Genomic DNA, 22,514 nt, shown 5'->3' on the forward strand with positions numbered 1-22,514 from the left:
ATCCGGCGAAGTGCCGGAAGTCACCGGACCGGCCTGACGGAAGTCATGGTCCACGCCATCGGCACGTGCGCTGGCGCCTGAACGGCCATCGACGCCCACCCTTGGCCGCCATGGGTAACCGCCCGAACGCCCCCACTTGTCATTCTAAGGTAGACGAGCGGTACGGCCAGCGTTTTTCCGGCCTGCTGGAAATAACTGAACCGCTGCGTATAATAAAGTCATAATTTCTGTTTGTGAAGGTGCAGCCATGAACGCCAGCCCGAAATTGAAGACCCAGGGTCCGGGGCGTCCGAAGGACATGGAGAAGCGCGCGGCCATCCTCGACGCGGCCAAATCGCTCTTCACCCATGGCGGCTTCGCGGGCACCAGCATGGATGCCGTCGCGGCTTCCGCCGGCGTATCCAAGCTCACCGTGTACAGCCATTTCGGCGACAAGGACAACCTCTTCCGCGAGGTCATCCGCGCACACGTCCAGGAGCGCCTGCCGGACGACCTGTTCGACTTCAATCCGGGTGCCGACATTCGCGTCACCCTGACCAACATCGCCAGCCGCCACGCGGCGATGGAAACCAACACGGAATCGGTGGGCACCTTCCGCGCGATCCTCTCCGACTGCCAGTCGGGCGGCAATCCGCGTTTCGGCCGCCTGGTATGGGAAGAGGGCCCGGCGCGCATGCACAAGTTGATGCAACGCCTGCTCGAAGGCGCCGCTTCGCGCGGCCAGCTGGACATTCCCGACGTATCGCGCGCCACCACCCAGTTCCTCGCCCTGCTCAAGGGTGACCTGCTGATCCGCCGCCTGTTCGGTTGCGAAGACTGCGCCGTGCAGTTCGCTGAGGAGGTCAGGTCCAACGCCCTGGCCGCGGTGGACATGTTCATGCGCGCGTATTCGCCGCGCCACGTGAGCGTCTGACGCTCGCTTCCTGGCCCGCTTCGTGGTTGAATCCCCGGCGAAGCGGGGGTGCCCATGCGATACGCGCGGGCTGAGAGAGTCCCTTCGAACCTGATCCGGTCCGTACCGGCGTAGGAAGCTTCGTCCACGGTCGACATGCGTGCCCAGGCACGCGTCGTGCCTCGTGACGGCGCCGTCCGCTTCTCCCTTCCCCTGTGAGGAACGAGAAGCCGATGAATGCCTTGCCCACCGACCTGGCCCGTGCCGCGCGCGAGCTGTCCCAGTCCGTTACCGCGCCGATCGCCGGCTCCCGAAAGATCCACGTCACCGGCAGCCGGCCCGACCTGCGCGTGCCGATGCGCGAGATCGCGCAATCCACGACCCCGACGCTTTTCGGCGGCGAGGACAATCCGGCGATCGTCGTCTACGACACCTCCGGCCCCTACACCGATCCCGGGCACGTGGTGGACCTGGCCGCTGGCTTGCCGACGCCACGCGCGGCCTGGATCGCCGAACGTGGCGATGTCGAGCGCCTGGACGGGCTGTCGTCGAGCTTCGGCCGGAGCAGGGCGAACGATCCGCGGCTGGATCCCATCCGCTTCGGCTCAGCGCGTGCGCCGTTGCGGGCGAAGGTGGGCGCCAACGTCACCCAGATGCACTACGCACGGCGCGGCATCGTCACCCCGGAGATGGAATACATCGCCATCCGCGAGAATCAGCGCATCGACGCGCTGGCCGGGAGCGCGCTGCGCATGCAGCACCCCGGCGAGGCCTTCGGCGCATCCCTGCCCACGCGGATCACCCCGGCATTCGTGCGCGACGAGGTGGCGCGCGGCCGCGCGATCATTCCGGCCAACATCAACCATCCAGAAGCGGAGCCGATGATCATCGGCCGCAACTTCCTCACCAAGGTCAACGCCAACATCGGCAACAGCGCGGTCAGTTCCGGTATCGCCGAGGAAGTGGAGAAGCTGGTCTGGGCGATCCGCTGGGGCGGCGACACCGTGATGGACCTCTCCACCGGCAAGCACATCCACGAGACGCGCGAGTGGATCGTACGCAACTCGCCGGTGCCCATCGGTACCGTGCCGATCTACCAGGCGCTGGAAAAGGTCGATGGCGTGGCGGAAGACCTCACCTGGGACATCTTCCGGGACACGCTGGTCGAGCAGGCCGAGCAGGGCGTGGACTACTTCACCATCCACGCCGGCGTGTTGCTGCGTTTCGTCCCGCTCACGGCGAAGCGCGTCACCGGCATCGTGTCCCGAGGTGGCTCGATCATGGCCAAGTGGTGCCTCGCGCACCATCGCGAGAATTTCCTCTACACGCATTTCGAGGACATCTGCGAGATCATGAAGGCGTACGACGTGTCCTTCAGTCTCGGTGACGGACTGCGTCCGGGTTGCGTGGCCGATGCGAACGACGCCGCCCAGTTCGGCGAACTGGATACGCTCGGCGAACTTACTCAACTGGCCTGGAAACACGATGTGCAGTGCATGATCGAAGGCCCCGGGCACGTGCCCATGCATCTCATCAAGGAGAACATGGACCGCCAGCTGGAGAAGTGCCACGAAGCGCCGTTCTACACGTTGGGGCCGCTGACCACCGATATCGCGCCGGGTTACGACCACATCACCAGCGCGATCGGCGCGGCGATGATCGGCTGGTTCGGCACCGCCATGCTTTGCTACGTCACGCCGAAGGAACACCTGGGGCTGCCCAACCGGCAGGACGTCCGGGACGGCATCATCGCTTACAAGATCGCGGCGCACGCGGCCGACCTCGCCAAGGGCCATCCGGGCGCGCAGGTGCGCGACAACGCCTTGTCCAAGGCCCGCTTCGAGTTCCGTTGGGACGACCAGTTCAATCTCGGCCTGGACCCGGACAAGGCGCGGGAATTCCACGATGAGACGATGCCTAAGGATGCACACAAGTCCGCCCACTTCTGTTCGATGTGCGGCCCGAAGTTCTGCTCGATGAAGATCACCCAGGACGTCCGCGACTACGCGGCGGAGCAGGGCACGACCGAGCTGGCCGAGCGCGGCATGGCGGAGAAGTCAGCTGAATTCCTGGCGCAAGGCGCAGAGGTGTACCGCAAGGCATGAGTGCCGGCGCTCTGGTGGGAGCCCAGGGAGGCAGGCAATGGCCGACGGCAAGCGTGCCCGCGAGCACATCGACCATGACGCGGTAAGCTAGGCGCCCACGTTCGCGACGATAAGGATGACCCATGAATGCGACCGCCACGCCCGCGCCGGCCCGGCGCCGAAGGAACCCGTTCAGCATGGCGATCGCGTTGCTCGTCGCGATCCTCGTGTTGGTGGTCCTCATCACGATGTGGTGGTGGGACAAGGAGCCCGAGCAGTTCGACCCGGTCGCCGTCACCACCGCGCACATGAAGGACATCGGCCGCCCCATGAGCACGGGCGCCGTCACCACCTACACGCTGATCCGCTCGGTCGACACCTTGCTGGACAAGCGTGGTGGCTATCTCAGCAACGACAAGCTGCCGCCCGGGGTGTTCATGGACAACATGCCCAACTGGGAATTCGGCTCGCTGGTCGCCTCGCGCGACCTGGCCCGATCGCTGCGCAACGACTTCAGCCGTTCGCAGACGCAGTCCACCGAGGACAAGGACCTGGGCGAGGCCGATCCGCTGCTCAACAGCCCCAATGACCGTTGGCTGCTGCCGAGTTCGGAATCGCAGTACGCGAAGGCCACGGACGACCTGGAGAAATACCTGTCGCGCCTGTCGGATGCCGAGGATGCCAATGCGCATTTCTACGCGCGGGCCGACAACCTGGCCGACTACCTGCAGACGGTGTCCGCACGCCTTGGTTCGCTCTCGCAACGGCTCTCGGCAAGTGTCGGCCAGTTGAAGGTGGATGCCGCGCCGAATGCCGACGTGGCAGCGAACGCGGGCCCGGCGAAGGCCGTGTACGTGAAGACCCCCTGGAACAAGATCGACGACAACTTCTACGAAGCGCGTGGCTACACCTGGACCCTGCTGGAGCAGTTGAAGGCGATCCGCCACGATTTCGCCCCGATCCTGCGCAGCAAGAACGCGGACGCGAGCCTGCAACAGGTGATCCGGGAACTGGAAGAGTCGCAGAAATCGCTGGGTAGCCCGGTGGTGCTGAATGGTTCACCGTTCGGTTTCTTCGCCAATCATTCGCTGGTGATGGCGAACTACATATCGCGGGCGAACGCGGCGATCATCGATCTGCGGGGCTTGCTGGGGCGGGGGTGACGGTGACGGGGTGCGGTGAACGGGCCGCGCTGCGCGCGGGTCGCCGATAGAATCGGCTCCCACCAAGACCTGCGCAGGTCTTGGTGGGAGCCGACCTTGTCGGCGAAGGGTGCTCGCCGAAAACCGGCAGAGCACCCGTCCCACAGATCAGTTATCGATCTTGTAGCGTTCCATGCCCGACACGATCTCGGCCTTCGCCTCTTCGGCGCCGACCCAGCCGTCGATCTTGACCCACTTGCCCTTCTCCAGATCCTTGTAGTGCTCGAAGAAGTGGCCGATGCGCTCCAGCCAGTGGCCCGAGACCTGTCCGATGTCGCGGATATGCGCGTAGCCCGCGAATACCTTCTCCACCGGCACCACGACGAGTTTCTCGTCCGCTCCGGCCTCGTCCGTCATCTTCAGCATGCCCACCGGATGGCAGCGGATCACCGAGCCCGGTACCAGGGAAAGGGGCAGGATCACCAACGCGTCGAGGGGGTCGCCGTCGCCGCCGAGCGTGCCGGGGACGTAGCCGTAGTTGCAGGGATAGCGCATCGGCGTGGAGAGGATGCGGTCGACGAAGATCGCGCCGCTCTGCTTGTCCACTTCGTACTTGACCGGCTCCGCATCCTTGGGGATCTCGATGATGACGTTGATTTCATCCGGCACGTTGCGACCGGCGGGAACGAGGTGCAGACCCATGGGATTCCTTGATTCTTCGGGGATAAGTCGGCCGGATAGGATACGGCCACCCCGCCCCGGGGGGAAACCCCGGGGCCGAGATCTCCCTTACTTCAGGTGTTCCCAGAGGTAGGTGTAGGCCAGGGCGTTCATGAACGCCGACTGCTTGTTGTCCGCCGCGGCGCCGTGGCCGCCCTCGATGTTCTCGTACAGGCTGGCGTCGAAGCCCATGGCCTGCATGCGGGCCGCCATCTTGCGTGCATGAACCGGCCCCACGCGGTCGTCCCGCGTCGAGGTGGTGAACAGCACGGGCGGATATTTGGTGCCCTTGTGCAGGTTCTGGTACGGCGAGAAGGTCTGGATGTACTTCCATTCCTCCGGCTTGTCCGGATCGCCGTATTCGGCCATCCACGAGGCGCCGGCCGACATATGCGTATAGCGCTTCATGTCCAGCAGGGCCACCTGGCTTACCACCGCCCCATAGAGTTGCGGGTACTTGGTCAGCATGTTGCCGGCCAGCAGGCCGCCGTTGCTGCCGCCCATCATGCCCATGTGGCGCGGGCTGGTGATCTTCCGGTCGATCAGGTCCTGCGATACGGCGGCGAAGTCCTCGTAGGCACGCGGACGGTTCGCCTTCAGCGCCGCCTGGTGCCAGCGCGGGCCGTACTCACCGCCGCCGCGGATATTGGCGATGACGTAGACGCCGCCCTTCTCCAACCATGCGCGACCGACACCGGCGGAATACATCGGTTGCAGGGAGATCTCGAACCCACCGTAGCCGTAGACCAGGGTCGGGTTGTTGCCATCGGCCTTCATCGCCTTCGGAGCGATCTCGAAGTAGGGCACCTTGGTGCCGTCCTTGGAGGTGGCGAAGTGCTGGCTCACGACGAACCGCGAGGCATCGAAGAACGCAGGGCTGTGCTTGATCGCCTCGCGCTCGCCCTTGCCCAGTGTGCCGTGGTAGAGCGTGGTGGGCTGCAGGAAGCCGGAGACGGTGAGGAAATAGTCGTCGCTCTCGTCGGCGTCGATGCCGCCGGCCTGCATCGTGCTGAGCGCGGGCGCGCCGCTCAGTGTTTCACTCTTCCATGCACCCGCGGAGGCTGGCGTCAGTACCTGAATCTCACTGACGACATCGCGCATGAGGTTGAGGATCAGGTGATGGCGCGTCCACGAGTGGCTCGACAGCGAAGTGTGCTCGTCGGGTGTGAAAAGCACGATGATGTCCCGCTTGCCGGCCATGTAGTCGTCGAACTTCGTCGCCAGCAACGCACCGGAAGGGTAGGTCTTGCCACCGACGGTCCAGGGCGTACGTGGCTCGATCAGCAACCACTCGCGCTCGACGTCGGTCTCGGCGTCGTTGGGGACGTCGACCTTCGTGAGCTTGCCGTCCTTGCCACGAAGGAAGGTTTCCGAGTTGTAGAACTCCAGCGCGCGCTGCACGAAGTCGCGTTCGAAGCCGGGCGTGAGATCGCGGAAGGCCGAGATCGACATGTCGCTCGGCTTACCCTCGTATACCGTCGTGGCGGACGAAAGCGGCGTACCGCGCTTCCACTCCTTCACGATGCGTGGGTAGCTCGATGTCGTCATGGAGCCGGGACCGAAGTCCGTGGCGACGTAGATGTGGTCGTCGTCGATCCACGCGACCTGGCTCTTCGCCTCGGGCAGGCTGAAACCACCCTCGATGAAGCGCTTCGTCGACAGGTCGAACTCGCGTACCACGTCCGCGTCCGCGCCACCGCGCGAGAGCGAGACGAGGCAGCGGCGATAGTCGGGCTTGAGGCACTGCGCGCCGTGCCACACCCAGTTCTCCTTCTCGGAGGCGGCGAGTGCGTCGAGATCGATCACCGTCTCCCAGGCGGGCTTGTCCTTGCGATACTCGGCCAGTGTCGTTCGCCGCCAGAGGCCCTTCGGGTGCTGCTTGTCGCGCCAGAAGTTGTAATAGTGGTCGCCGATCTTCGACACCATGGGGATCTTCGCGTCGGAATCGAGCACCTCGAGGATGCGCGCATCGAGGGTCTTGAAATCCTCGCCTTCCGCGTACTTGGCGACGGTCTCGGCGTTGCGCGCCTTGACCCATTCCAGGGGCTTGGCACCGTCGATATCGTCGAGCCAGAGGTTTTCGTCATCGGCGCCGGCTTCGATGGCGGGCGCGGCGGTCTTGGGCGTTTCGTGGGCTTGGGTCATGCCACTGAAGGTAAGGGCGATGGCCAGCGCAATCCAGCGTCGATGCATGGGTCGGTGATCCTGGGGGTGAAAGCCCGACCTTAGCGCAGCGGCATCACGGTGGATGCCATGACTTCCTACCTATCCTGGGGCATGGCATATCCGTGGGAGCCGCATCCGTTGTGGGAGCCACTACAGCTGTGGGAGCCGCTTCAGCGGCGATGGGTGCTTGCCTCAATCTGGCCCGGTGCCGAGGGATCGCCGACAAGGTCGGCTCCCACCAGGGAAAGGCAAGCCTGGTGGGAGCCGACCCTGTCGGCGATGCTCCTGGAGCCGGCGATGCTCCTAAAGCAACGGAATCAACAGCAACGCCACGATATTGATGATCTTGATCAGCGGATTCACCGCCGGTCCCGCCGTGTCCTTGTACGGATCGCCCACGGTGTCGCCGGTAACCGCGGCCTTGTGCGCGTCGGAACCCTTGCCGCCGAAATGGCCATCCTCGATGTATTTCTTGGCGTTATCCCAGGCGCCACCGCCCGTGGTCATGGAGATGGCCACGAACAAGCCGGTGACGATCGTGCCGATCAGCACGCCGCCCAGCGCTTGCGCGCCTGCCTCGGGGCCGCCGAGCCACTTGAAGCCGAAGATCACCACCACGGGTACCAGCACCGGCAGCAGCGAGGGAACCAGCATCTCGCGGATCGCCGAGCGGGTGAGCAGGTCGACCGCGCGCGAGTAGTCGGGCTTGGTCGTGCCCTCCATGATGCCGGTGATCTCGCGGAACTGCCGGCGCACTTCCTCCACGACCGCGCCGGCGGCACGGCCCACCGCTTCCATCGCCATGGCCGCGAACAGGTACGGGATCAGGCCGCCGATCAGCAGGCCGATGATCACGTAGTGGTTGGACAAGTCGAAACGCACCTCGGTGCCACCGAAATGGAGATTCAGGTTGTGCGTGTAGTCGGCGAACAGCACCAGCGCCGCGAGGCCCGCCGAGCCGATCGCATAGCCCTTGGTCACTGCCTTGGTCGTGTTGCCCACGGCATCCAGCGGATCGGTGACGCCGCGTACCTCGGCGGGGAGTTCGGCCATCTCGGCGATGCCGCCCGCGTTGTCGGTGATCGGTCCGTAGGCATCCAGCGCCACGATCATTCCGGTCATGCTGAGCATGGCCGTGGCGGCGATGGCGATGCCGTAGAGGCCGGCCAGCGCGAATGCGCCCCATATCGCCGCGCATACCGCGAGCACGGGCAACGCCGTGGACTTCATCGAAACGCCGAGCCCGGCGATGATGTTGGTCGCATGGCCCGTGGTCGAGGCTTGTGCCACGTGGCGTACCGGGCGGAACTCGGTCGCGGTGTAGTACTCGGTGATCACCACCATCGCACCGGTGAGCACCAGGCCGATGAGCGCGCAGCCGTAGATGCGGCCGGGGCCGAAGGCGGAATCGGCCATCAACGATTGGGTGATGGGCCAGAACGCGACCGCCGCCAGCACGGCGGACACCGCCACGCCGGCGTAGAGCGCGTTCATGATCTTGCCGCCGCGGGTCTTCACGAAGAACGTGCCGATCACCGAGGCCACGATGGACGCTCCCCCGAGCACCAGCGGATAAAGAACGCCGGAGGGACCCACCTCCGTCGCCATCACGCCGCCCAGCAACATCGTGGCGATCAGGGTCACCGCGTAGGTTTCGAAGAGGTCGGCGGCCATGCCGGCGCAATCGCCGACGTTGTCGCCCACGTTGTCCGCGATGACCGCCGGGTTGCGCGGGTCGTCCTCGGGGATGCCAGCCTCGACCTTGCCGACCAGGTCCGCGCCCACGTCGGCGCCCTTGGTGAAGATGCCACCACCCAGGCGCGCGAAGATCGAGATCAGCGAGGACCCGAACGCGAGCCCCACCAGTGAATGCAGGACATGCGTGCGCTCGTAGCCCATGTGGGTGAGCACGCCGTAATAGCCGGCCACGCCGAGCAAGCCGAGCCCGACCACCAGCATGCCGGTGACGGCGCCGCCACGGAAGGCCACCGCGAGGGCAGAAGAAAGGCCGCTCCTGGCGGCCTCGGCGGTACGTACGTTGGCGCGAACGGATACGTTCATGCCGATGTAGCCGGCGGCCCCCGAGAGCACCGCCCCCAGCGCGAAGCCGATCGCGGTACCCCAGTCGAGGAAGATGCCGAGGAGCAGGAAAAGCACGATGCCGACGACGCCGATGGTGGCGTATTGGCGGTTGAGGTAAGCGCGGGCGCCTTCCTGGATCGCCGCGGCGATCTCCTGCATTCGTTCGTTGCCCGGCGACCTGGCCAAGACCCAACTGACCGAAAACGCGCCGTACAGAATCGCAACGACCGCACATGCCAGCGCGATCCATAAACCGTACTGCTGCAGCATCGAAGCCTCCCCGAATTGTGGGAGCCCAACATGGGGCCCGATCCGAGTATAGGCAGGGGAGGCGGGGGAAGGCGTTGTGCGCTGCGGCGTAGGTGCCGCAGCGCACGCTCGGCTTACCGTGTGGCTATATCCAGGATGATGCCGGTGGCGATGGCCACGAGCAGGTACTGGTCGCTATCGTCGTCGCGGACCCAGTGGTAACCACGTGGCGGCTCGCGCAGGTGGCGCACGCGATAGTCATTCACGATGATGACGGGACCATCGTAGCGATGGCCGCGCTGCCAGCTGCGTGCGTGCGGCGGCGGGCCACGGTGATTGCCGCGGTCGTCGTGCCAGTCGCGATCGTCGCGGCGGTCGCCACGATCGTCGCGCCTGTCATCGTGACGGTCCTGCCCCGGCGGTCCCCCGCGCGGCGGATCGAAAGCGAACGCAGGCGCGATCGCGCCCAGGGTGGCGATGCAGAAAACCAGTTTTCCGAACGATTTCATGATGCGTGTCTCCCGTTAACGCGTGGCGATGTCGAAGATGATGCCTGTCGCGATGGCGACCAGGAGGAAATCGTTGTTCTCACGGACCCAGTGGTAGCCGCGCGGCGGCGGACGCAGGCGATAGCTGCCGTAGTCGTACACGACCACGTTGCGTCCGTAGTAGCGGTGCCCGCGCTCCCAGTGGCCGTAGTAACGCGGCGGTGGCGGGCGGTGGTAATAGACCGGGCGGTGGTCGTAACGGTGGTCGTAGCCGTGGCCGTAGTAACGCGGCGGCGGACGATGCCCGCGCCAGTCGTTGTCATGGCGCCAGCCGTGGTCGTCATGGCGGCGGTCGTAGCCGTGGCGGTCGCGATCCCGCCCGTGGTCGCGGTCGCCACGGCCATGGTCGTCGGCGAAGGCCGCCGTCGTGGTGGCCAGTGCCAGGACGGCGAACGCGGTACGAAGCATCGTTTTCATCGTGGGTCTCCCAGGACGATCGTCACCCCGCGGGTCACCGCGGCCGATCGACGATTCGGATGCTAGGCAGCATTGGCTGAACGCGAAGTCCTACGAAATGAAAGATTCAAGAAAGTGTTCACTGCCGCGACAGCTATTGAACCGGTGCGTTCAGGAAATCGAGCCCGGGCGGAACTCCAGGCTGAGGTTTTCCGGGCGTTCCGGCAGGCGAAGCTCCGTTCTTCGTTCAGGTGTCCGGGCCAGGATCCGGCCCCCGCGCACCACCAGCAGGCGGTTCGCCTTGAGCCGGATGGCCTCGTAGGCGTCGCCGGCCTGCAAGAGCACCAGGTCGGCATGGTTTCCCTGCGCGATGCCGTATCCCTCCAGGCCGAGTACGTGGGCAGCGTTGGCGGTCACGGCGGCGAAGGCCCGCGCCACGCCCGAGGTGGAAGTCATCTGCGCCACGTGCAGGCCCATGTGCGCCACGTCGAGCATGTCGGCCGAACCCATGCCGTACCAGGGGTCCATGACGCAATCGTGGCCGAAGGCGACGTTCACCCCGGCATCCATGAGTTCGGGCACGCGGGTCATGCCGCGCCGCTTCGGATACGTGTCGTGCCGGCCTTGCAGGGTGATGTTGATGAGTGGATTGGCGATCGCATGCACGCCGGCTTCCGCGATGAGCGGAAGCAGCTTCGACACGTAGTAGTTGTCCATCGAGTGCATCGAGGTGAGGTGCGAGCCCGTCACCCGCCCCTGCAAGCCGGTGCGGATGGTTTCGGCGGCCAGCGTCTCGATGTGTCGCGACAGCGGGTCGTCGGACTCGTCGCAGTGCATGTCCACGCGCAGACCGCGTTCGGCCGCCAGTTCGCACAACCAGCGGATGGAGATGGCGCCGTCGGCCATCGTCCGTTCGAAGTGCGGTATGCCGCCGACCACGTCCACTCCCATGTCCAGCGCGCGTACGAGGTTCGCCTTCGCATGGGTCGAGCGCAGCAGGCCGTCCTGGGGGAAAGCCACGAGTTCGAGGTGCAGGTAGGGCGCGACGCGGCGCTTCACTTCGAGCAACGCTTCCGTCGCGAGCAGGCGATCGTCGCAGATGTCCACGTGGCTGCGAATCGCGAGCAGCCCCTGGGCCACGGCCATGTCGCAATAGGCCATCGCGCGATCGACCAGCGCCTGCTGGGTGAGATCGGGTTTCAGTTCGCCCCACAGCGCGATGCCTTCGAGCAACGTGCCGGAGGCGTTCAGGCGTGGCAGGCCCAGCGACAGCGTGGCATCCATGTGGAAGTGCGCATCGACGAACGGCGGCGCGACCAGCCGGCCCCGAGCGTCGATCTCCTCGTTCCCCTCTGCCGGCAGGCCTGGCTGGATCGCCGCGAAGCGGCCGTCCACGATCCCGATGTCGACGTCCATGCGGCCGTCGGGAAGGCTGGCGTGGCGGATGATGAGGTCCATGGCGGGTCCGGGAAGAATGACACTTGATGATACCGGCCGCTTCGCCACCCGGTCATCGCCGACAGCGGGCCAGTTCACCACTAGCACCCTTCGCCGCTGAAGCGGCTCCCACAACTCAAGCGCGATTCACCCGATCGCGAACTTCTTCAGCTTCCTCGGCACCGGTGCATTCTTCAGCGTCACGTACATCGGCAGGCCGTCGGCCCCATACGGCGGCGGCGCCTCGCCCTGGATCAGCGGTGCGAGGTAGCGGCGCGCGGCCGCGGTGATGCCGAAACCATCCTTGGAGATGAAGTTCTTCGGCATCTTCTTCTCATGGTTGGCGATCTTGTCCAGCGGCGCCGCCTCGATCTTCCACTTGTACGGCTCGTCCGACGTGCGCACGATCACCGGCATGACGGCGTTGAGTCCTTCCGCCGCGTATTCCACCGCCTTCTTGCCCACGGCATAGGCCTGTTCGAGATCGGTCTTGGAAGCGACGTGCCGCGCCGAACGCTGCAGGTAGTCGGGCAGGGCCCAGTGATACTTGTAACCGAGTTTTTCGCGCACCAGCGCGGCCAGCACCGGCGCGGCGCCGCCCAGTTGCGCATGGCCGAACGCGTCGCGCGCGCCGGATTCGGCGAGGAACTTCCCTTCCTGGTCCTTGACGCCTTCGGAGACCACGACGGTGCAATAGCCCACCTTCTCGACGGTGGCCTTGACCTTGGCGAGGAAGGTTTCCGGATCGAAAACGTTTTCCGGGAACAGGATGACGTGCGGCGGATCGCCCGCCGCCGACCCGGCCAGGCCGGCCGCCGCGGCGATCCAGCCTGCGTGGCGGCCCATCACCTCGATGATGAACACCTTGGTGGAGGTATCCATCATGGAGGCCACGTCGAGGCTGGCCTCGCGCACGGCGATCGCCGTGTACTTGGCGACCGAGCCGAAGCCCGGGCAGGTGTCGGTCACCACCAGGTCGTTGTCGATCGTCTTCGGCACGCCGATGCAGCTCACCTCGTAGCCGAGCGCCTGGCCGATCTTCGAAACCTTGTTGGCGGTGTCCGCCGAATCGTTGCCACCGTTGTAGAGGAAGGTGCGGATGTCGTGTGCCTTGAAGACCTCGATCAGGCGCTCGTACTCGGCGCGGTTCTCTTCCAGCGACTTCAGCTTGTAGCGGCAGGAGCCGAAGGCGCCGCCCGGCGTGTGCCTGAGCGCGGCGATGTTGGCCTTGGCTTCCTTGGTGGTGTCGATGAGCTCCTCGCGCAGCGCGCCGAGGATGCCGTTGCGCGCGGCATACACCACGATGCCCTTGTCCCGGGCCGTCTCGATCACGCCCGCGGCGGTGGCGTTGATCACGGCGGAGACACCGCCCGACTGGGCGTAGAGGAGTTTGCCGGCGGCCATGCTTCGCATCCTTCTGGTGGGGCGGGAAGCGCAGGGTAGCGCGCCCGGCGTCATGGTGGCTTGAACGGGGCCAGTATTTCAGCCGTTTGACGCGGCGGCGCCGCTGCCGTTACCTTGAGATCCATTTTCTCGTGTCCGGCGGCGGGGTTGCCCCGTGCGTCCGACGAAACGGAGCATCAATGCGACTCGTGCTATTCGGCGCCCCCGGTTCCGGCAAGGGTACCCAGGCCACCCGCCTCAAGGAACGCCTCGGCGTACCGCACATCTCCACCGGCGACCTGTTGCGCGCGGAGATCAAGGCCGGCACCGAACTGGGCCTCAAGGCCAAGGGCCTCATGGACGCCGGTCAACTGCTGCCCGACGACATCATGCTCGGCATCATCGAGCACCGCCTGGGTGAGCCCGACGCGAAGCCGGGCTTCATCCTCGACGGCTATCCGCGCAACCTGGCCCAGGCCGACGCGCTGGATACCGTACTGGCCCGGATCGGCCAGCCATTGGATGTGGTGGTCAAGCTCGACGTGCCCGATTCGGCCATCGTCGATCGCTGCGAGGTGCGTTTCGAAAAGGAAGGCCGTCCGGACGATAACCCGGACACGGTCAAGAAGCGCCTCGGCATCTACGCCGACCAGACCGCTCCGGTGGCCGACTTCTACAAGCAGCGTGGCAAGCTGCAGGTCGTCGACGGCGTCGGTGAGCTCGACGAAGTGACCCAGCGCGTGCTGGACGTGCTGCCCGGTGGCGTCAAGGCCGCCAGCGCCTGATCACCATGGTCCGCCGGCCTGGCCGGCGGATCTCCGCGGTGCCCTCGCGCCGCGCCAAGACGAGCCCCCTCATGCGCGTCCATATCCTCGGTATCTGCGGCACCTTCATGGGCGGCGTGGCCGCGCTCGCGCGCGAACTCGGCCTCACCGTCGAAGGTTCCGACGCCAACGTCTACCCGCCCATGAGCACCCAGCTCCAGGACCTCGGCATCGCGCTGATGCAGGGCTACAAGGCGGAACACCTGCAGCCGGCGCCGGACCTGGTCGTGGTCGGCAATGCCATGACGCGTGGCAACCCCGCCGTGGAATACATGCTCGACGAGGGCCTGCGCTACATTTCCGGGCCGCAATGGCTTGGCGAGACCTTGCTCGGCGGGCGCGAGGTGCTGGCCGTGGCCGGCACGCATGGCAAGACCACGACCACCAGCCTGCTGGCGCACCTGCTCGAATCCGCCGGCCTGTCGCCGGGATTCCTGATTGGCGGCGTACCGGGGAACTTCGATGTCTCGGCGCGGCGTGGGGAGGGCAAGCCCTTCGTCATCGAGGCCGACGAATACGATTCGGCCTTCTTCGACAAGCGTTCGAAGTTCGTCCATTACCGGCCGCGCATCGCGATCCTCAACAACCTCGAATACGACCACGCGGATATCTTCCCCGACGTGGCGGCGATCCAGCGTCAGTTCCATCACCTGGTGCGCACCATCCCGGGCAACGGCCGCCTGATCGTCAACGCCGAGGACGCCTATCTCGCCGAGGTGCTGGCGATGGGGGCGTGGACGCCGGTGGAGACCTTCGGCATCGATACCGGCGACTGGCGCGCCGAGCTGCTCTCGCCCGATGGCTCGCATTTCCGCGTGCGTCGCGCGGAAGTGCCGCTGGGCGAAGTTCGCTGGGGATCGCTGGGCCGGCATAACGTCATGAACGCGCTGGCCGCGCTCGCCGCGGCGACGGCGGCCGGCGCCGATCCCGTCGCGCTGCTGCCGGCCTTCGGCGACTTCGCGAGCGTGAAGCGGCGCATGGAACTCGTCGGCACGGCGCGTGGCGTGACGGTGTATGACGACTTCGCCCACCATCCGACGGCCATCGCCACGACGCTGGCGGGTTTGCGGGCGAAGGTCGGCGACGCACGCATCCTCGTGGCGCTCGAGCCCCGCTCGAACTCGATGCGGCTCGGGGCGCATGCCGAGGCGCTCGCGCCTTCGCTGGCCGATGCCGATCGCGTGGTCTTCCTGCACCGGCCCGAGCTTGCCTGGGATGCGGGGAAGGTGACCTCGGCGCTCGACGGCCGCGGCGCCACCTCGCCCACCGTGGATGGGCTCGTCGCGGCGCTTGCGGCGGAAGCACGCGACGGCGACCACGTCGTCTTCATGTCCAATGGCGGCTTCGAAGGAGCGCCCCGGCGCTTCTTCGCGGCGCTGGACGCAGGTTAGACTCACGGGCATGGCCGCGACCACGCCCGCCCTCGACCTTCCGCTGTTCCCCCTGTCGAACGTCCTCTTTCCGGGCGGTCACCTGCAATTGCGCATCTTCGAGCCGCGCTACATCGACCTGGTTCGCGAATGCGCGCGCACCGGCCGGGCCTTTGGCGTGTGCATGATCCTCGAAGGCCGCGAGGCGGGGCAGCCCGCCGTGCCCGCCGCGGTGGGCACGCTGGCCACGATCACCGACTTCCACACCCGTGACGACGGCCTCCTCGGTATCGTCGCCGAGGGCGGACGGCGCTTCCGGGTCATGCGTACACGCGTGCGCTCGGACGGCCAGGTGCGTGGCGACATCGCCACCTGGCAAGACGAGGAAACCATTCCGTTGCCGGCCGAATTCGGATTGCTGGCAACCATCCTGGAGCGCCTCTCCGAGCAGATGTCGCCGCCGTGGCGCAACGACGTGGCGGCGAAGGCGGACGACGCGAGCTGGGTGGGGTTCCGTCTGTCCGAGCTGCTGCCGCTGGATCCGGACGAGTGCCAGCACATGCTCGAGCTCGCCGATCCCCTGCAACGCCTTGCGGAACTGCGAGATATCCTCCCGCGTTTCCAACGCGCATAGCGCATAAGGTACCGACATGACCACGCTCGCCGGCAAGACCTTGTTCATCACAGGCGCGTCGCGCGGCATCGGGCTTGCGATCGCCCTGCGCGCGGCCCATGACGGCGCCAACATCGTCATCGCGGCGAAGAGCAACGTGCCCAACCCGCGCTTGCCGGGCACCATCCATACCGCCGCCGCGGCCATCGAGGCCGCCGGGGGCGTGGCCCTGCCGCTGAAGGTGGACATCCGCGAGGAAGCCGAAGTGCGCATGGCGGCCGCCACCGCCGCGGAACGCTTCGGCGGGATCGACATCCTGGTGAACAATGCCAGCGCGATCTGGCTGGCCGGCGTGGAGGACACGCCGATGAAACGTTTCGACCTCATGCACGAGGTGAATACGCGCGGCACCTTCCTTGCGACGCAGGCGTGCCTGCCGTTCCTCAAGGAATCGGCCAATCCGCATGTGCTGATGCTTTCGCCGCCGCCGAGCATCGACCCCAGGTGGTACGCGCCGCACGTGGCGTACACCATCGCGAAATTCGGCATGAGCCATTGCGTGCTCGGCATGGCGCCGGAGTTCGCTCCGATGGGCATCGCGGTAAACGCGTTGTGGCCGCGGACGGTGATCGCCACCGCGGCCATCGCCATGCTGGGCGACAGCGTACGTGCCGAGCACTGTCGGAAGCCGGACATCGTGGCGGACGCCGCGCACGCGATCCTCACGAAACCCTCACGCGATTTCACCGGGCGCTTCTGCATCGACGAAGACGTCTTGCGGGAAGAGGGCGTGCGCGACTTCGACCGTTACGCCGTCGCACCGGGAAATACGCTGTTACCCGACCTGTTTCTATGACTACCGCGACAGCGATGGAGTGCTGCTCGTCAGGCTAGCTCGTTTGGCGTATGGCCGCTTTCGGCAAGCGGGTATAACGTCGGGCCGGTCGTCCCTGCTGGGAATGCGGGCGACGAAGTGGGGCTTGCCGGCCTGCAGGGGTGCCGGCGGCGGGTCCGAAGACGAGCCCGCGAAGCCGGCAGCAGGCCACGAAATGGTGAGGAGCAGGCATGTCGCGCGGGGAATCGACGGGACGTTGCGTCGTCTGGGTGGGTAGACCGAGCGTCGAAGAACATTTCGGGCTGATCCGGGCTGGTTGGCGGACAGTGGTCGCCGATCCGGCACGCCAGGATGCCGAATTGCCCGAATGCGGCGATGCCACCATCGCGGTGGTGGATCTGCGCGCGAGCGCCCAGGCGGCCGTACGTATCCTTGCCGGGTTGCGCGAGTCGCATCCGGACATGACCTGGATCGGCCTGACCAGCGTGAGGACACCCGTGCGGGACCCCTCCGTTCGTCATGTGTTGCCGCACGCGTTCGAGATCGTCGATGGACCCTCCTCGTTCAGCGCGCTGCGCCGCGCGCTCGCCCGTGTTCCAGGCGATGGCCCGACGCGCATCGACGACCAGCCCAGCATGCTGACCGGCACCAGCCCGGCCATCCGCGCGCTGTCGCAGAACATCCGCAAGTTCGCGCCCGTGGAACTGCCTTTGCTGATCACCGGGGAAACCGGTACCGGCAAGGAGATGGCGGCGCGCGCGCTGCACCAGATTTCCTCGCGCAGCGACCGGCCTTTCGCGGCGATCAACTGCGGTGCCTTGCCGGCCAACCTTGTGCAGTCCGAGTTGTTCGGTCACGAGCGCGGCGCTTTCACGGGGGCCACCGCGCGGCGTATCGGCCATTTCGAATCCGCCGATGGCGGCATCGTGTTCCTCGACGAGATCGGCGACCTGCCGCTGGATGCGCAGACGAACCTGCTGCGCGTGTTGCAGGAGGGAACGATCGAGCGGATCGGCAGCTGCCAGTCGATCAAGGTGGACGTGCGCGTGCTCGCCGCGACCCATGTGGACCTGGAAAAAGCAGTGGCGCAGGGACGATTCCGCGAGGACCTGTTCTATCGCCTCAACGTGCTGCGCCTGCGCATGCCGCCGCTTCGCGAGCGCCAGGGCGATATCGAATTGTTGGCGCAGCATTTCCTCGACACCTTCCGCGAGAGTTACGGAACGCGGGCCCGCGCGTTCAGTGCGAATGCGCGCAAGGCGATGAACGCGTTCGCGTGGCCCGGCAACGTACGCGAGTTGATGAACCGCGTGCAGCGCGCGGCGGTGATCGCCGAGGATGCACTGATCACGCCGGAGGACCTGGAGCTGAGCCTGGACGCGACCGCTGGCGATCGTGACAGCCTGGGTAGCGCGCGCACCTCGGCCGAGCGCGAGGCGATCGTGGATTGCCTGCGCGCGAGCGCCTTCAACATCAGCGAATGCGCGCGCCGCCTGCGCGTTTCCCGCGTCACCGTCTATCGGCTTTGCAAGAAGCATCAGCTGGCCCTCGATCAGTTGCGTTGACGGCACCGGTTCCACCCGCCCCGGAAAAGAAAACTCCCGGTCCTCGGGAGGACCGGGAGTTCCCATCCGTTCGTCCGGCTTGGCAGGGTCGTCGGACGAGCGAACCACGCGGCTTCACAGGGCCTTGCCCCTGAAGGGGAGCAAGCGCCGTGCCACCGTGCCGATGCTTTGATTCGCAAGGAATTTTCCGCGACGACCCGGATGCCGGCCGTTCAGCCGGTGTAGCGACGTGTAACACGCCGTTGCAGGGGAGACACACGTCGCACGTTGTCGGGGCGCCCATCGCCTTATACGATTCGGTTTTCACGCGCGTGCATGCGCATCCATCCCTGCATGGGTCCCGGCGCTGCGGCCGGGGCCGGGAGTCCGTTCCAATGTCGTCGCATCCTGTCGATCCCTCCGATCTTCTCGGCCTGGGCAAGCGTTACTGGCTGCCCGTCTACCGTCCGCGCGATGTCGTGCTCGACCACGGCAAGGGCGCGCGGGTATGGGATACGCAAGGTCGTGACTATCTGGATTTCGGGGCCGGTATCGCGGTGAACTCGCTCGGTCACCAGGATCCCGATCTCGTCGCGGCGCTGGTCGCCCAGGCGCACAAGCTCTGGCACGCCAGCAACGTCTTCTATTCCGAGCCGCCGCTGCGCCTGGCGCAGGAACTGGTGGATCATGCGCCGTTCGCCGAGCGCGTTTTCCTGTGCAATTCCGGCGCCGAGGCGAACGAGGCCGCGATCAAGCTGGTGCGCAAGTGGGCGGCCTCGCAGGGACGCACCCCGGAAGAGCGGGTGATCGTCACTTTCAAGGGCTCTTTCCACGGGCGCACCCTCGCCGCGGTCACGGCGACCGCGCAGCCGAAATACCAGGAAGGCTACGAGCCGCTGCCCGGCGGTTTCCGCTACGTTCCGTTCAACGATCCGGCGGCGCTGGAAGAAGCGTTCGCCCAGGGGGGCGTGGCGGCCGTCATGCTCGAGCCGGTGCAAGGCGAGGGCGGCGTGATGCCGGCCGCGCCGGGCTTCCTGAAGAAGGTGCGCGAGCTGTGCGACGAACACGGCGCACTGATGGTGCTCGACGAGATCCAGTGCGGCATGGGCCGCACGGGCACGTTGTTCGCGCATAGCCACGACCATGTCACGCCCGATATCGTCACGCTGGCCAAGGCGCTCGGCGGCGGCTTTCCCATCGGTGCGATGCTGGCGGGACCGAAGGTGGCCGAGGTCATGCAGTTCGGTGCCCACGGCACGACTTTCGGCGGCAACCCGATGGGCGCGGCGGTGGCGCGCGTGGCCCTGGCCAAGATCGCTTCGCCCGCGGTGCTGCTCAACGTGGAGCGCCAGTCCAACGACATCCGCAAGGGCCTCGACAAGCTCAACCACGAGTTCCAACTCTTCTCGGAGATACGTGGCCGCGGCCTCATGCTGGGCGCCGTCCTCGACGCGTCATACAAGGGCCGCGCTGGCGAGATCCTGGACATCGCCGCCGCCCACGGCCTGCTGATCCTCCAGGCGGGGCCGGACGTGCTGCGTATCGTGCCCCCGCTGACGATCACGGACGAAGAGGTGGCCGAGGGCCTGGAACGCCTGCACGCCACGCTGGCCGAGTTCGCGCAGGAAGCGAAGGTCGCCTGATAGAGCACGCATGCGGTAAGCACGTGTGATTGAGGCAAGCACGTGTGGGAGCCGACCTTGTCGGCGATCCCGCGGCAGCGGGCAAGGGTGCCGCAAGCACCCATCGCCGCTGAAGCGGCTCCCACAGTGAAGCGGCCTCCCACAGTGAAGCGGCCTCCCACAGTGAAGCTGGGTTGCGTTACAGCGCGGCGAACGCCGCCGTAGCCGCGCCGATCGTCGCCTCGATCTCCGCATCGCCGTGCGCGCTCGAGACGAATCCCGCCTCGAAGGCCGACGGCGCCAGATAGACGCCGCGATCGAGCATGCCATGGAAGAAGCGGTTGAAAGCCGCCACATCGGCCGCGGTGGCCTGCGTATAGCTTTCCACCGTCTCGTTCGTGAAGAACAGGCCGAACATCGCGCCGACGCGATTCACGCTGAAGGGAATGCCTGCCTTGCGCGCCGCATCCAGGATGCCGTCGGTGAGTCGCACGGTGCGTGCCGCGAGGTCGTCGTGGAAGCCCGGTGCCTGGATCAGTTGAAGCATCGCCAGGCCGGCGGCCATGGCGACCGGATTCCCCGACAAGGTGCCCGCCTGGTAGATCGGGCCCGAGGGGGCGACCTGCTGCATCAGGTCGCGGCGGCCGCCATAGGCGCCGACGGGCATGCCGCCACCGATGATCTTGCCGAAGCAGGTCAGGTCCGGGGTGATGCCATAGTGGGCCTGCGCCCCGCCCAGGGCGACACGAAAGCCGGTCATCACCTCGTCGAAGATCAGCAGGGCGCCGTACTGCGTGCACAGTTCCCGCAGCGCGGCGAGATAGCCGTCCTTCGGCGGGATACAGTTCATGTTGCCGGCGACCGGCTCGATGATCAGGCCGGCGATATCGCCGCCGTGCTCTGCGAACAACTCCCGCGCCGCGTCGATGTCGTTGTATGGAAGCGTGAGGGTGAGGTCGGCCGCGGCCTTGGGCACGCCCGGCGAGGTCGGCACGCCGAAGGTGAGGGCCCCCGATCCTGCCTTCACCAGGAAGCTGTCGCCGTGGCCGTGGTAGCAGCCTTCGAACTTCACGATCTTGTTGCGGCCGGTGGCGCCACGGGCCAGGCGGATCGCCGACATCGTCGCCTCGGTGCCGGAGTTCACCATGCGGACCATGTCCACCGAGGGAACCAGCGAAACGATCGTCTCGGCCATGGTCACTTCCGCCGCGCAGGGCGTGCCGAAGGACAGGCCATCCCGCACCGCGCGCTCGACCGCTTCGCGTACCGCGGGATGGTTGTGGCCCACGATCATCGGTCCCCACGAACCCACGTAGTCGATGTAGCGCTTGCCTTCCACGTCCCACAGATATGCGCCATCGGCGCGCGCGGTGAAAAACGGTTCGCCGCCGACCGACTTGAAGGCGCGCACGGGCGAATTGACACCGCCGGGCAGCAGTTGTCGGGCGCGATCGAAGAGTTCGTGGTTGGTGGTCATCGAATGATTCCGGGGCGTGGGTCGAAAAGGTCGGCGAAACGGCGCGTCGCCGTCTGGATATCCGGCGCGGCGAAGATGGCGGAGACCACGGCGATGTAGTCGGCGCCCGCGTCGATCACGGCCTGCGCATTGTCGAGGTTGATTCCGCCGATCGCCACGACCGGAAGGCCCAGGGAGCGTGCCTGCGTCAATACGTCGTGTGGTGCAACCGGGGCGTGGGGCTTGGTCGTGGAGGGGTACATCGCGCCAAAAGCGAGGTAGTCGGCTCCTTCGGCCGCCAGTTGCCGGGCCCGTTCGATGGAGCCATAGCAGGAAACGCCGATGATCGCGTCCGGACCGAGCACGTCGCGGGCCTCGGCGATGGAGACGTCCTCACGTCCCAGGTGGACGCCGCCGCCGGTCTCGTTGGCGAGTGCGACGTCATCGTTCACGATGAAGGGGATGTCGTAGCGCGCGCAGATACGCGAAATCTCGTCCGCTTCGGAACGGCGCCGCTCGGCGTCGGCCGTCTTGTCGCGGTATTGCAATAGGCGCGCTCCACCGGCGAGGGCCGCTTCCACGGCGGCGAAGAGGTCGTCGCGGGGGCCGTCGGTGATGGCGTAGACGCCCTTGCCGCGGAGTGGGGATCGGAGGAGGGAGGTCATGGGGATCCTTCGGAATGTGACAGCGCCGCGCTATCGCCGCCGCGCCGGGGGTGACAGAATGTGGGACTTTCCCGTTCCACGACAGTACGTAAAGCCATGAGCCAGAGCACCGAAACCACCCTTCGCAAATGGATGTGCGTCGTTTGCGGCTTCATCTACGACGAAGCCCTGGGGCTGCCGGACGAGGGCATCGAGCCGGGCACGCGTTGGGAAGACATCCCCGACACCTGGACCTGCCCGGATTGCGGCGTGACCAAGGACGACTTCGAGATGGTCGAGCTGGACTGACGTCGCCAGCACAGCATCAGGGGATGGGGCTGACATCTTTTCGCCCCATTTCGCCAGCGTCAGCGCAGAAAAACCTGCTTCCATAGTCCCAAGGCCACGCAACGTGGCCGACTCGTGGAGGAAGCGGTCATGCAGCGATTCATTCCCTTCGACGACCAGTGGGACGAGCTTGCCGGCATCGATCCGGCGGCGCTCGTT

The 22,514-nt window shown here is 66.3% G+C and carries 19 protein-coding genes and 1 riboswitch; of the genes, 10 read left to right on the forward strand and 9 right to left on the reverse strand.

Annotated features, from left to right (window positions below):
- Positions 1–247: 247 nt before the first annotated feature.
- The 3 genes from J2T07_RS09740 to J2T07_RS09750 all read left to right on the forward strand — a co-directional run bounded on the left by J2T07_RS09740 (position 248) and on the right by J2T07_RS09750 (position 4,139).
- Positions 248–913, forward strand: coding sequence for a TetR/AcrR family transcriptional regulator (locus tag J2T07_RS09740; protein ID WP_306849376.1), 666 nt, complete (start codon positions 248–250; stop codon positions 911–913).
- Between the two features lie 34 nt (positions 914–947).
- Positions 948–1,047, forward strand: a riboswitch (TPP riboswitch).
- Between the two features lie 78 nt (positions 1,048–1,125).
- On the forward strand, positions 1,126–2,997 hold the full coding sequence (gene thiC / locus J2T07_RS09745) for a phosphomethylpyrimidine synthase ThiC (protein WP_306849378.1): 1,872 nt from the start codon (positions 1,126–1,128) through the stop codon (positions 2,995–2,997).
- A gap of 122 nt (positions 2,998–3,119) precedes the next feature.
- Positions 3,120–4,139, forward strand: a complete 1,020-nt coding sequence (locus J2T07_RS09750) for a DUF2333 family protein (protein WP_306849380.1) — start codon at positions 3,120–3,122, stop codon at positions 4,137–4,139.
- Positions 4,140–4,286: 147 nt separating this feature from the next.
- On the opposite strand, the gene ppa is transcribed toward J2T07_RS09750, so the two are convergent.
- The 7 genes from ppa to J2T07_RS09785 all read right to left on the reverse strand — a co-directional run bounded on the left by ppa (position 4,287) and on the right by J2T07_RS09785 (position 13,120).
- Positions 4,287–4,820, reverse strand: a complete 534-nt coding sequence (gene ppa, locus J2T07_RS09755; RefSeq protein WP_306849382.1) for an inorganic diphosphatase — start codon at positions 4,818–4,820, stop codon at positions 4,287–4,289.
- An 87-nt stretch (positions 4,821–4,907) separates the two neighbouring features.
- On the reverse strand, positions 4,908–7,031 hold the full coding sequence (locus tag J2T07_RS09760) for a prolyl oligopeptidase family serine peptidase (protein WP_430539337.1): 2,124 nt from the start codon (positions 7,029–7,031) through the stop codon (positions 4,908–4,910).
- A 276-nt stretch (positions 7,032–7,307) separates the two neighbouring features.
- Positions 7,308–9,356, reverse strand: coding sequence for a sodium-translocating pyrophosphatase (locus J2T07_RS09765; protein ID WP_306849384.1), 2,049 nt, complete (start codon positions 9,354–9,356; stop codon positions 7,308–7,310).
- A 113-nt stretch (positions 9,357–9,469) separates the two neighbouring features.
- Entirely contained in the window at positions 9,470–9,844 is a 375-nt protein-coding gene (locus J2T07_RS09770; RefSeq protein WP_306849386.1) for an RcnB family protein, read from the reverse strand.
- A 15-nt stretch (positions 9,845–9,859) separates the two neighbouring features.
- Complete coding sequence (locus J2T07_RS09775) at positions 9,860–10,300, reverse strand: RcnB family protein (RefSeq protein ID WP_430539338.1); 441 nt, start codon at positions 10,298–10,300, stop codon at positions 9,860–9,862.
- Between the two features lie 150 nt (positions 10,301–10,450).
- Positions 10,451–11,737 carry an amidohydrolase family protein gene (locus J2T07_RS09780; protein ID WP_306849387.1) on the reverse strand — a complete coding sequence of 429 codons (1,287 nt, stop codon included), beginning with the start codon at positions 11,735–11,737 and terminating at the stop codon, positions 10,451–10,453.
- A gap of 126 nt (positions 11,738–11,863) precedes the next feature.
- Complete coding sequence (locus J2T07_RS09785; RefSeq protein WP_306849389.1) at positions 11,864–13,120, reverse strand: 6-phosphofructokinase; 1,257 nt, start codon at positions 13,118–13,120, stop codon at positions 11,864–11,866.
- A 179-nt stretch (positions 13,121–13,299) separates the two neighbouring features.
- Here J2T07_RS09785 and J2T07_RS09790 point away from each other — a divergent pair, with 179 nt between their 5' ends.
- The 6 genes from J2T07_RS09790 (at position 13,300) to J2T07_RS09815 (ending at position 19,928) form a co-directional block, all read left to right on the forward strand.
- Entirely contained in the window at positions 13,300–13,884 is a 585-nt protein-coding gene (locus J2T07_RS09790; RefSeq protein WP_306849391.1) for an adenylate kinase, read from the forward strand.
- Positions 13,885–13,955: 71 nt separating this feature from the next.
- Positions 13,956–15,314: a UDP-N-acetylmuramate:L-alanyl-gamma-D-glutamyl-meso-diaminopimelate ligase gene (gene mpl, locus J2T07_RS09795; RefSeq protein ID WP_306849393.1), complete on the forward strand. Its 1,359-nt coding sequence runs from the start codon at positions 13,956–13,958 to the stop codon at positions 15,312–15,314.
- Between the two features lie 10 nt (positions 15,315–15,324).
- Entirely contained in the window at positions 15,325–15,927 is a 603-nt protein-coding gene (locus J2T07_RS09800) for an LON peptidase substrate-binding domain-containing protein (RefSeq protein WP_306849394.1), read from the forward strand.
- Between the two features lie 16 nt (positions 15,928–15,943).
- Positions 15,944–16,762 (forward strand): SDR family oxidoreductase, encoded by an 819-nt coding sequence (locus J2T07_RS09805; RefSeq protein WP_306849396.1) that lies wholly within the window; start codon positions 15,944–15,946, stop codon positions 16,760–16,762.
- Between the two features lie 209 nt (positions 16,763–16,971).
- Positions 16,972–18,306: a sigma-54 interaction domain-containing protein gene (locus tag J2T07_RS09810; protein WP_306849397.1), complete on the forward strand. Its 1,335-nt coding sequence runs from the start codon at positions 16,972–16,974 to the stop codon at positions 18,304–18,306.
- Positions 18,307–18,680: 374 nt separating this feature from the next.
- Entirely contained in the window at positions 18,681–19,928 is a 1,248-nt protein-coding gene (locus tag J2T07_RS09815; protein WP_306849399.1) for an acetylornithine/succinylornithine family transaminase, read from the forward strand.
- Positions 19,929–20,106: 178 nt separating this feature from the next.
- Here the strand turns inward: J2T07_RS09815 and hemL are convergent, their stop codons facing one another.
- Both hemL and thiE read right to left on the reverse strand, forming a co-directional pair.
- Entirely contained in the window at positions 20,107–21,384 is a 1,278-nt protein-coding gene (hemL, locus tag J2T07_RS09820) for a glutamate-1-semialdehyde 2,1-aminomutase (RefSeq protein WP_306849401.1), read from the reverse strand.
- Positions 21,381–22,028, reverse strand: a complete 648-nt coding sequence (gene thiE, locus J2T07_RS09825; RefSeq protein ID WP_306849403.1) for a thiamine phosphate synthase — start codon at positions 22,026–22,028, stop codon at positions 21,381–21,383. Before thiE ends, hemL begins: the two co-directional genes overlap by 4 nt.
- 96 nt (positions 22,029–22,124) lie before the next feature.
- On the opposite strand from thiE, the gene J2T07_RS09830 reads away from it, so the two are divergent.
- A complete protein-coding gene (locus tag J2T07_RS09830) occupies positions 22,125–22,316 on the forward strand; it encodes a rubredoxin (RefSeq protein WP_036116149.1) in 192 nt (63 codons plus the stop codon).
- Positions 22,317–22,514 lie beyond the last annotated feature (198 nt).

Source organism: Luteibacter jiangsuensis (assembly GCF_030812295.1).
Lineage (GTDB): Bacteria > Pseudomonadota > Gammaproteobacteria > Xanthomonadales > Rhodanobacteraceae > Luteibacter > Luteibacter jiangsuensis_A.

Excerpts from the sequence above, each read along its gene's own strand:
- J2T07_RS09800 (WP_306849394.1), top strand. The coding sequence starts at position 15,325 with ATGGCCGCGACCACGCCCGCCCTCGACCTTCCGCTGTTCCCCCTGTCG.
- J2T07_RS09830 (WP_036116149.1), top strand. The coding sequence starts at position 22,125 with ATGAGCCAGAGCACCGAAACCACCCTTCGCAAATGGATGTGCGTCGTT.
- J2T07_RS09760 (WP_430539337.1), bottom strand. The coding sequence starts at position 7,031 with ATGCATCGACGCTGGATTGCGCTGGCCATCGCCCTTACCTTCAGTGGC.
- J2T07_RS09810 (WP_306849397.1), top strand. The coding sequence starts at position 16,972 with ATGTCGCGCGGGGAATCGACGGGACGTTGCGTCGTCTGGGTGGGTAGA.
- J2T07_RS09740 (WP_306849376.1), top strand. The coding sequence starts at position 248 with ATGAACGCCAGCCCGAAATTGAAGACCCAGGGTCCGGGGCGTCCGAAG.
- J2T07_RS09815 (WP_306849399.1), top strand. The coding sequence starts at position 18,681 with ATGTCGTCGCATCCTGTCGATCCCTCCGATCTTCTCGGCCTGGGCAAG.
- J2T07_RS09805 (WP_306849396.1), top strand. The coding sequence starts at position 15,944 with ATGACCACGCTCGCCGGCAAGACCTTGTTCATCACAGGCGCGTCGCGC.
- hemL (WP_306849401.1), bottom strand. The coding sequence starts at position 21,384 with ATGACCACCAACCACGAACTCTTCGATCGCGCCCGACAACTGCTGCCC.
- J2T07_RS09765 (WP_306849384.1), bottom strand. The coding sequence starts at position 9,356 with ATGCTGCAGCAGTACGGTTTATGGATCGCGCTGGCATGTGCGGTCGTT.
- J2T07_RS09770 (WP_306849386.1), bottom strand. The coding sequence starts at position 9,844 with ATGAAATCGTTCGGAAAACTGGTTTTCTGCATCGCCACCCTGGGCGCG.
- thiC (WP_306849378.1), top strand. The coding sequence starts at position 1,126 with ATGAATGCCTTGCCCACCGACCTGGCCCGTGCCGCGCGCGAGCTGTCC.
- J2T07_RS09775 (WP_430539338.1), bottom strand. The coding sequence starts at position 10,300 with ATGAAAACGATGCTTCGTACCGCGTTCGCCGTCCTGGCACTGGCCACC.
- thiE (WP_306849403.1), bottom strand. The coding sequence starts at position 22,028 with ATGACCTCCCTCCTCCGATCCCCACTCCGCGGCAAGGGCGTCTACGCC.
- mpl (WP_306849393.1), top strand. The coding sequence starts at position 13,956 with ATGCGCGTCCATATCCTCGGTATCTGCGGCACCTTCATGGGCGGCGTG.
- J2T07_RS09780 (WP_306849387.1), bottom strand. The coding sequence starts at position 11,737 with ATGGACCTCATCATCCGCCACGCCAGCCTTCCCGACGGCCGCATGGAC.
- J2T07_RS09750 (WP_306849380.1), top strand. The coding sequence starts at position 3,120 with ATGAATGCGACCGCCACGCCCGCGCCGGCCCGGCGCCGAAGGAACCCG.
- J2T07_RS09790 (WP_306849391.1), top strand. The coding sequence starts at position 13,300 with ATGCGACTCGTGCTATTCGGCGCCCCCGGTTCCGGCAAGGGTACCCAG.
- J2T07_RS09785 (WP_306849389.1), bottom strand. The coding sequence starts at position 13,120 with ATGGCCGCCGGCAAACTCCTCTACGCCCAGTCGGGCGGTGTCTCCGCC.
- ppa (WP_306849382.1), bottom strand. The coding sequence starts at position 4,820 with ATGGGTCTGCACCTCGTTCCCGCCGGTCGCAACGTGCCGGATGAAATC.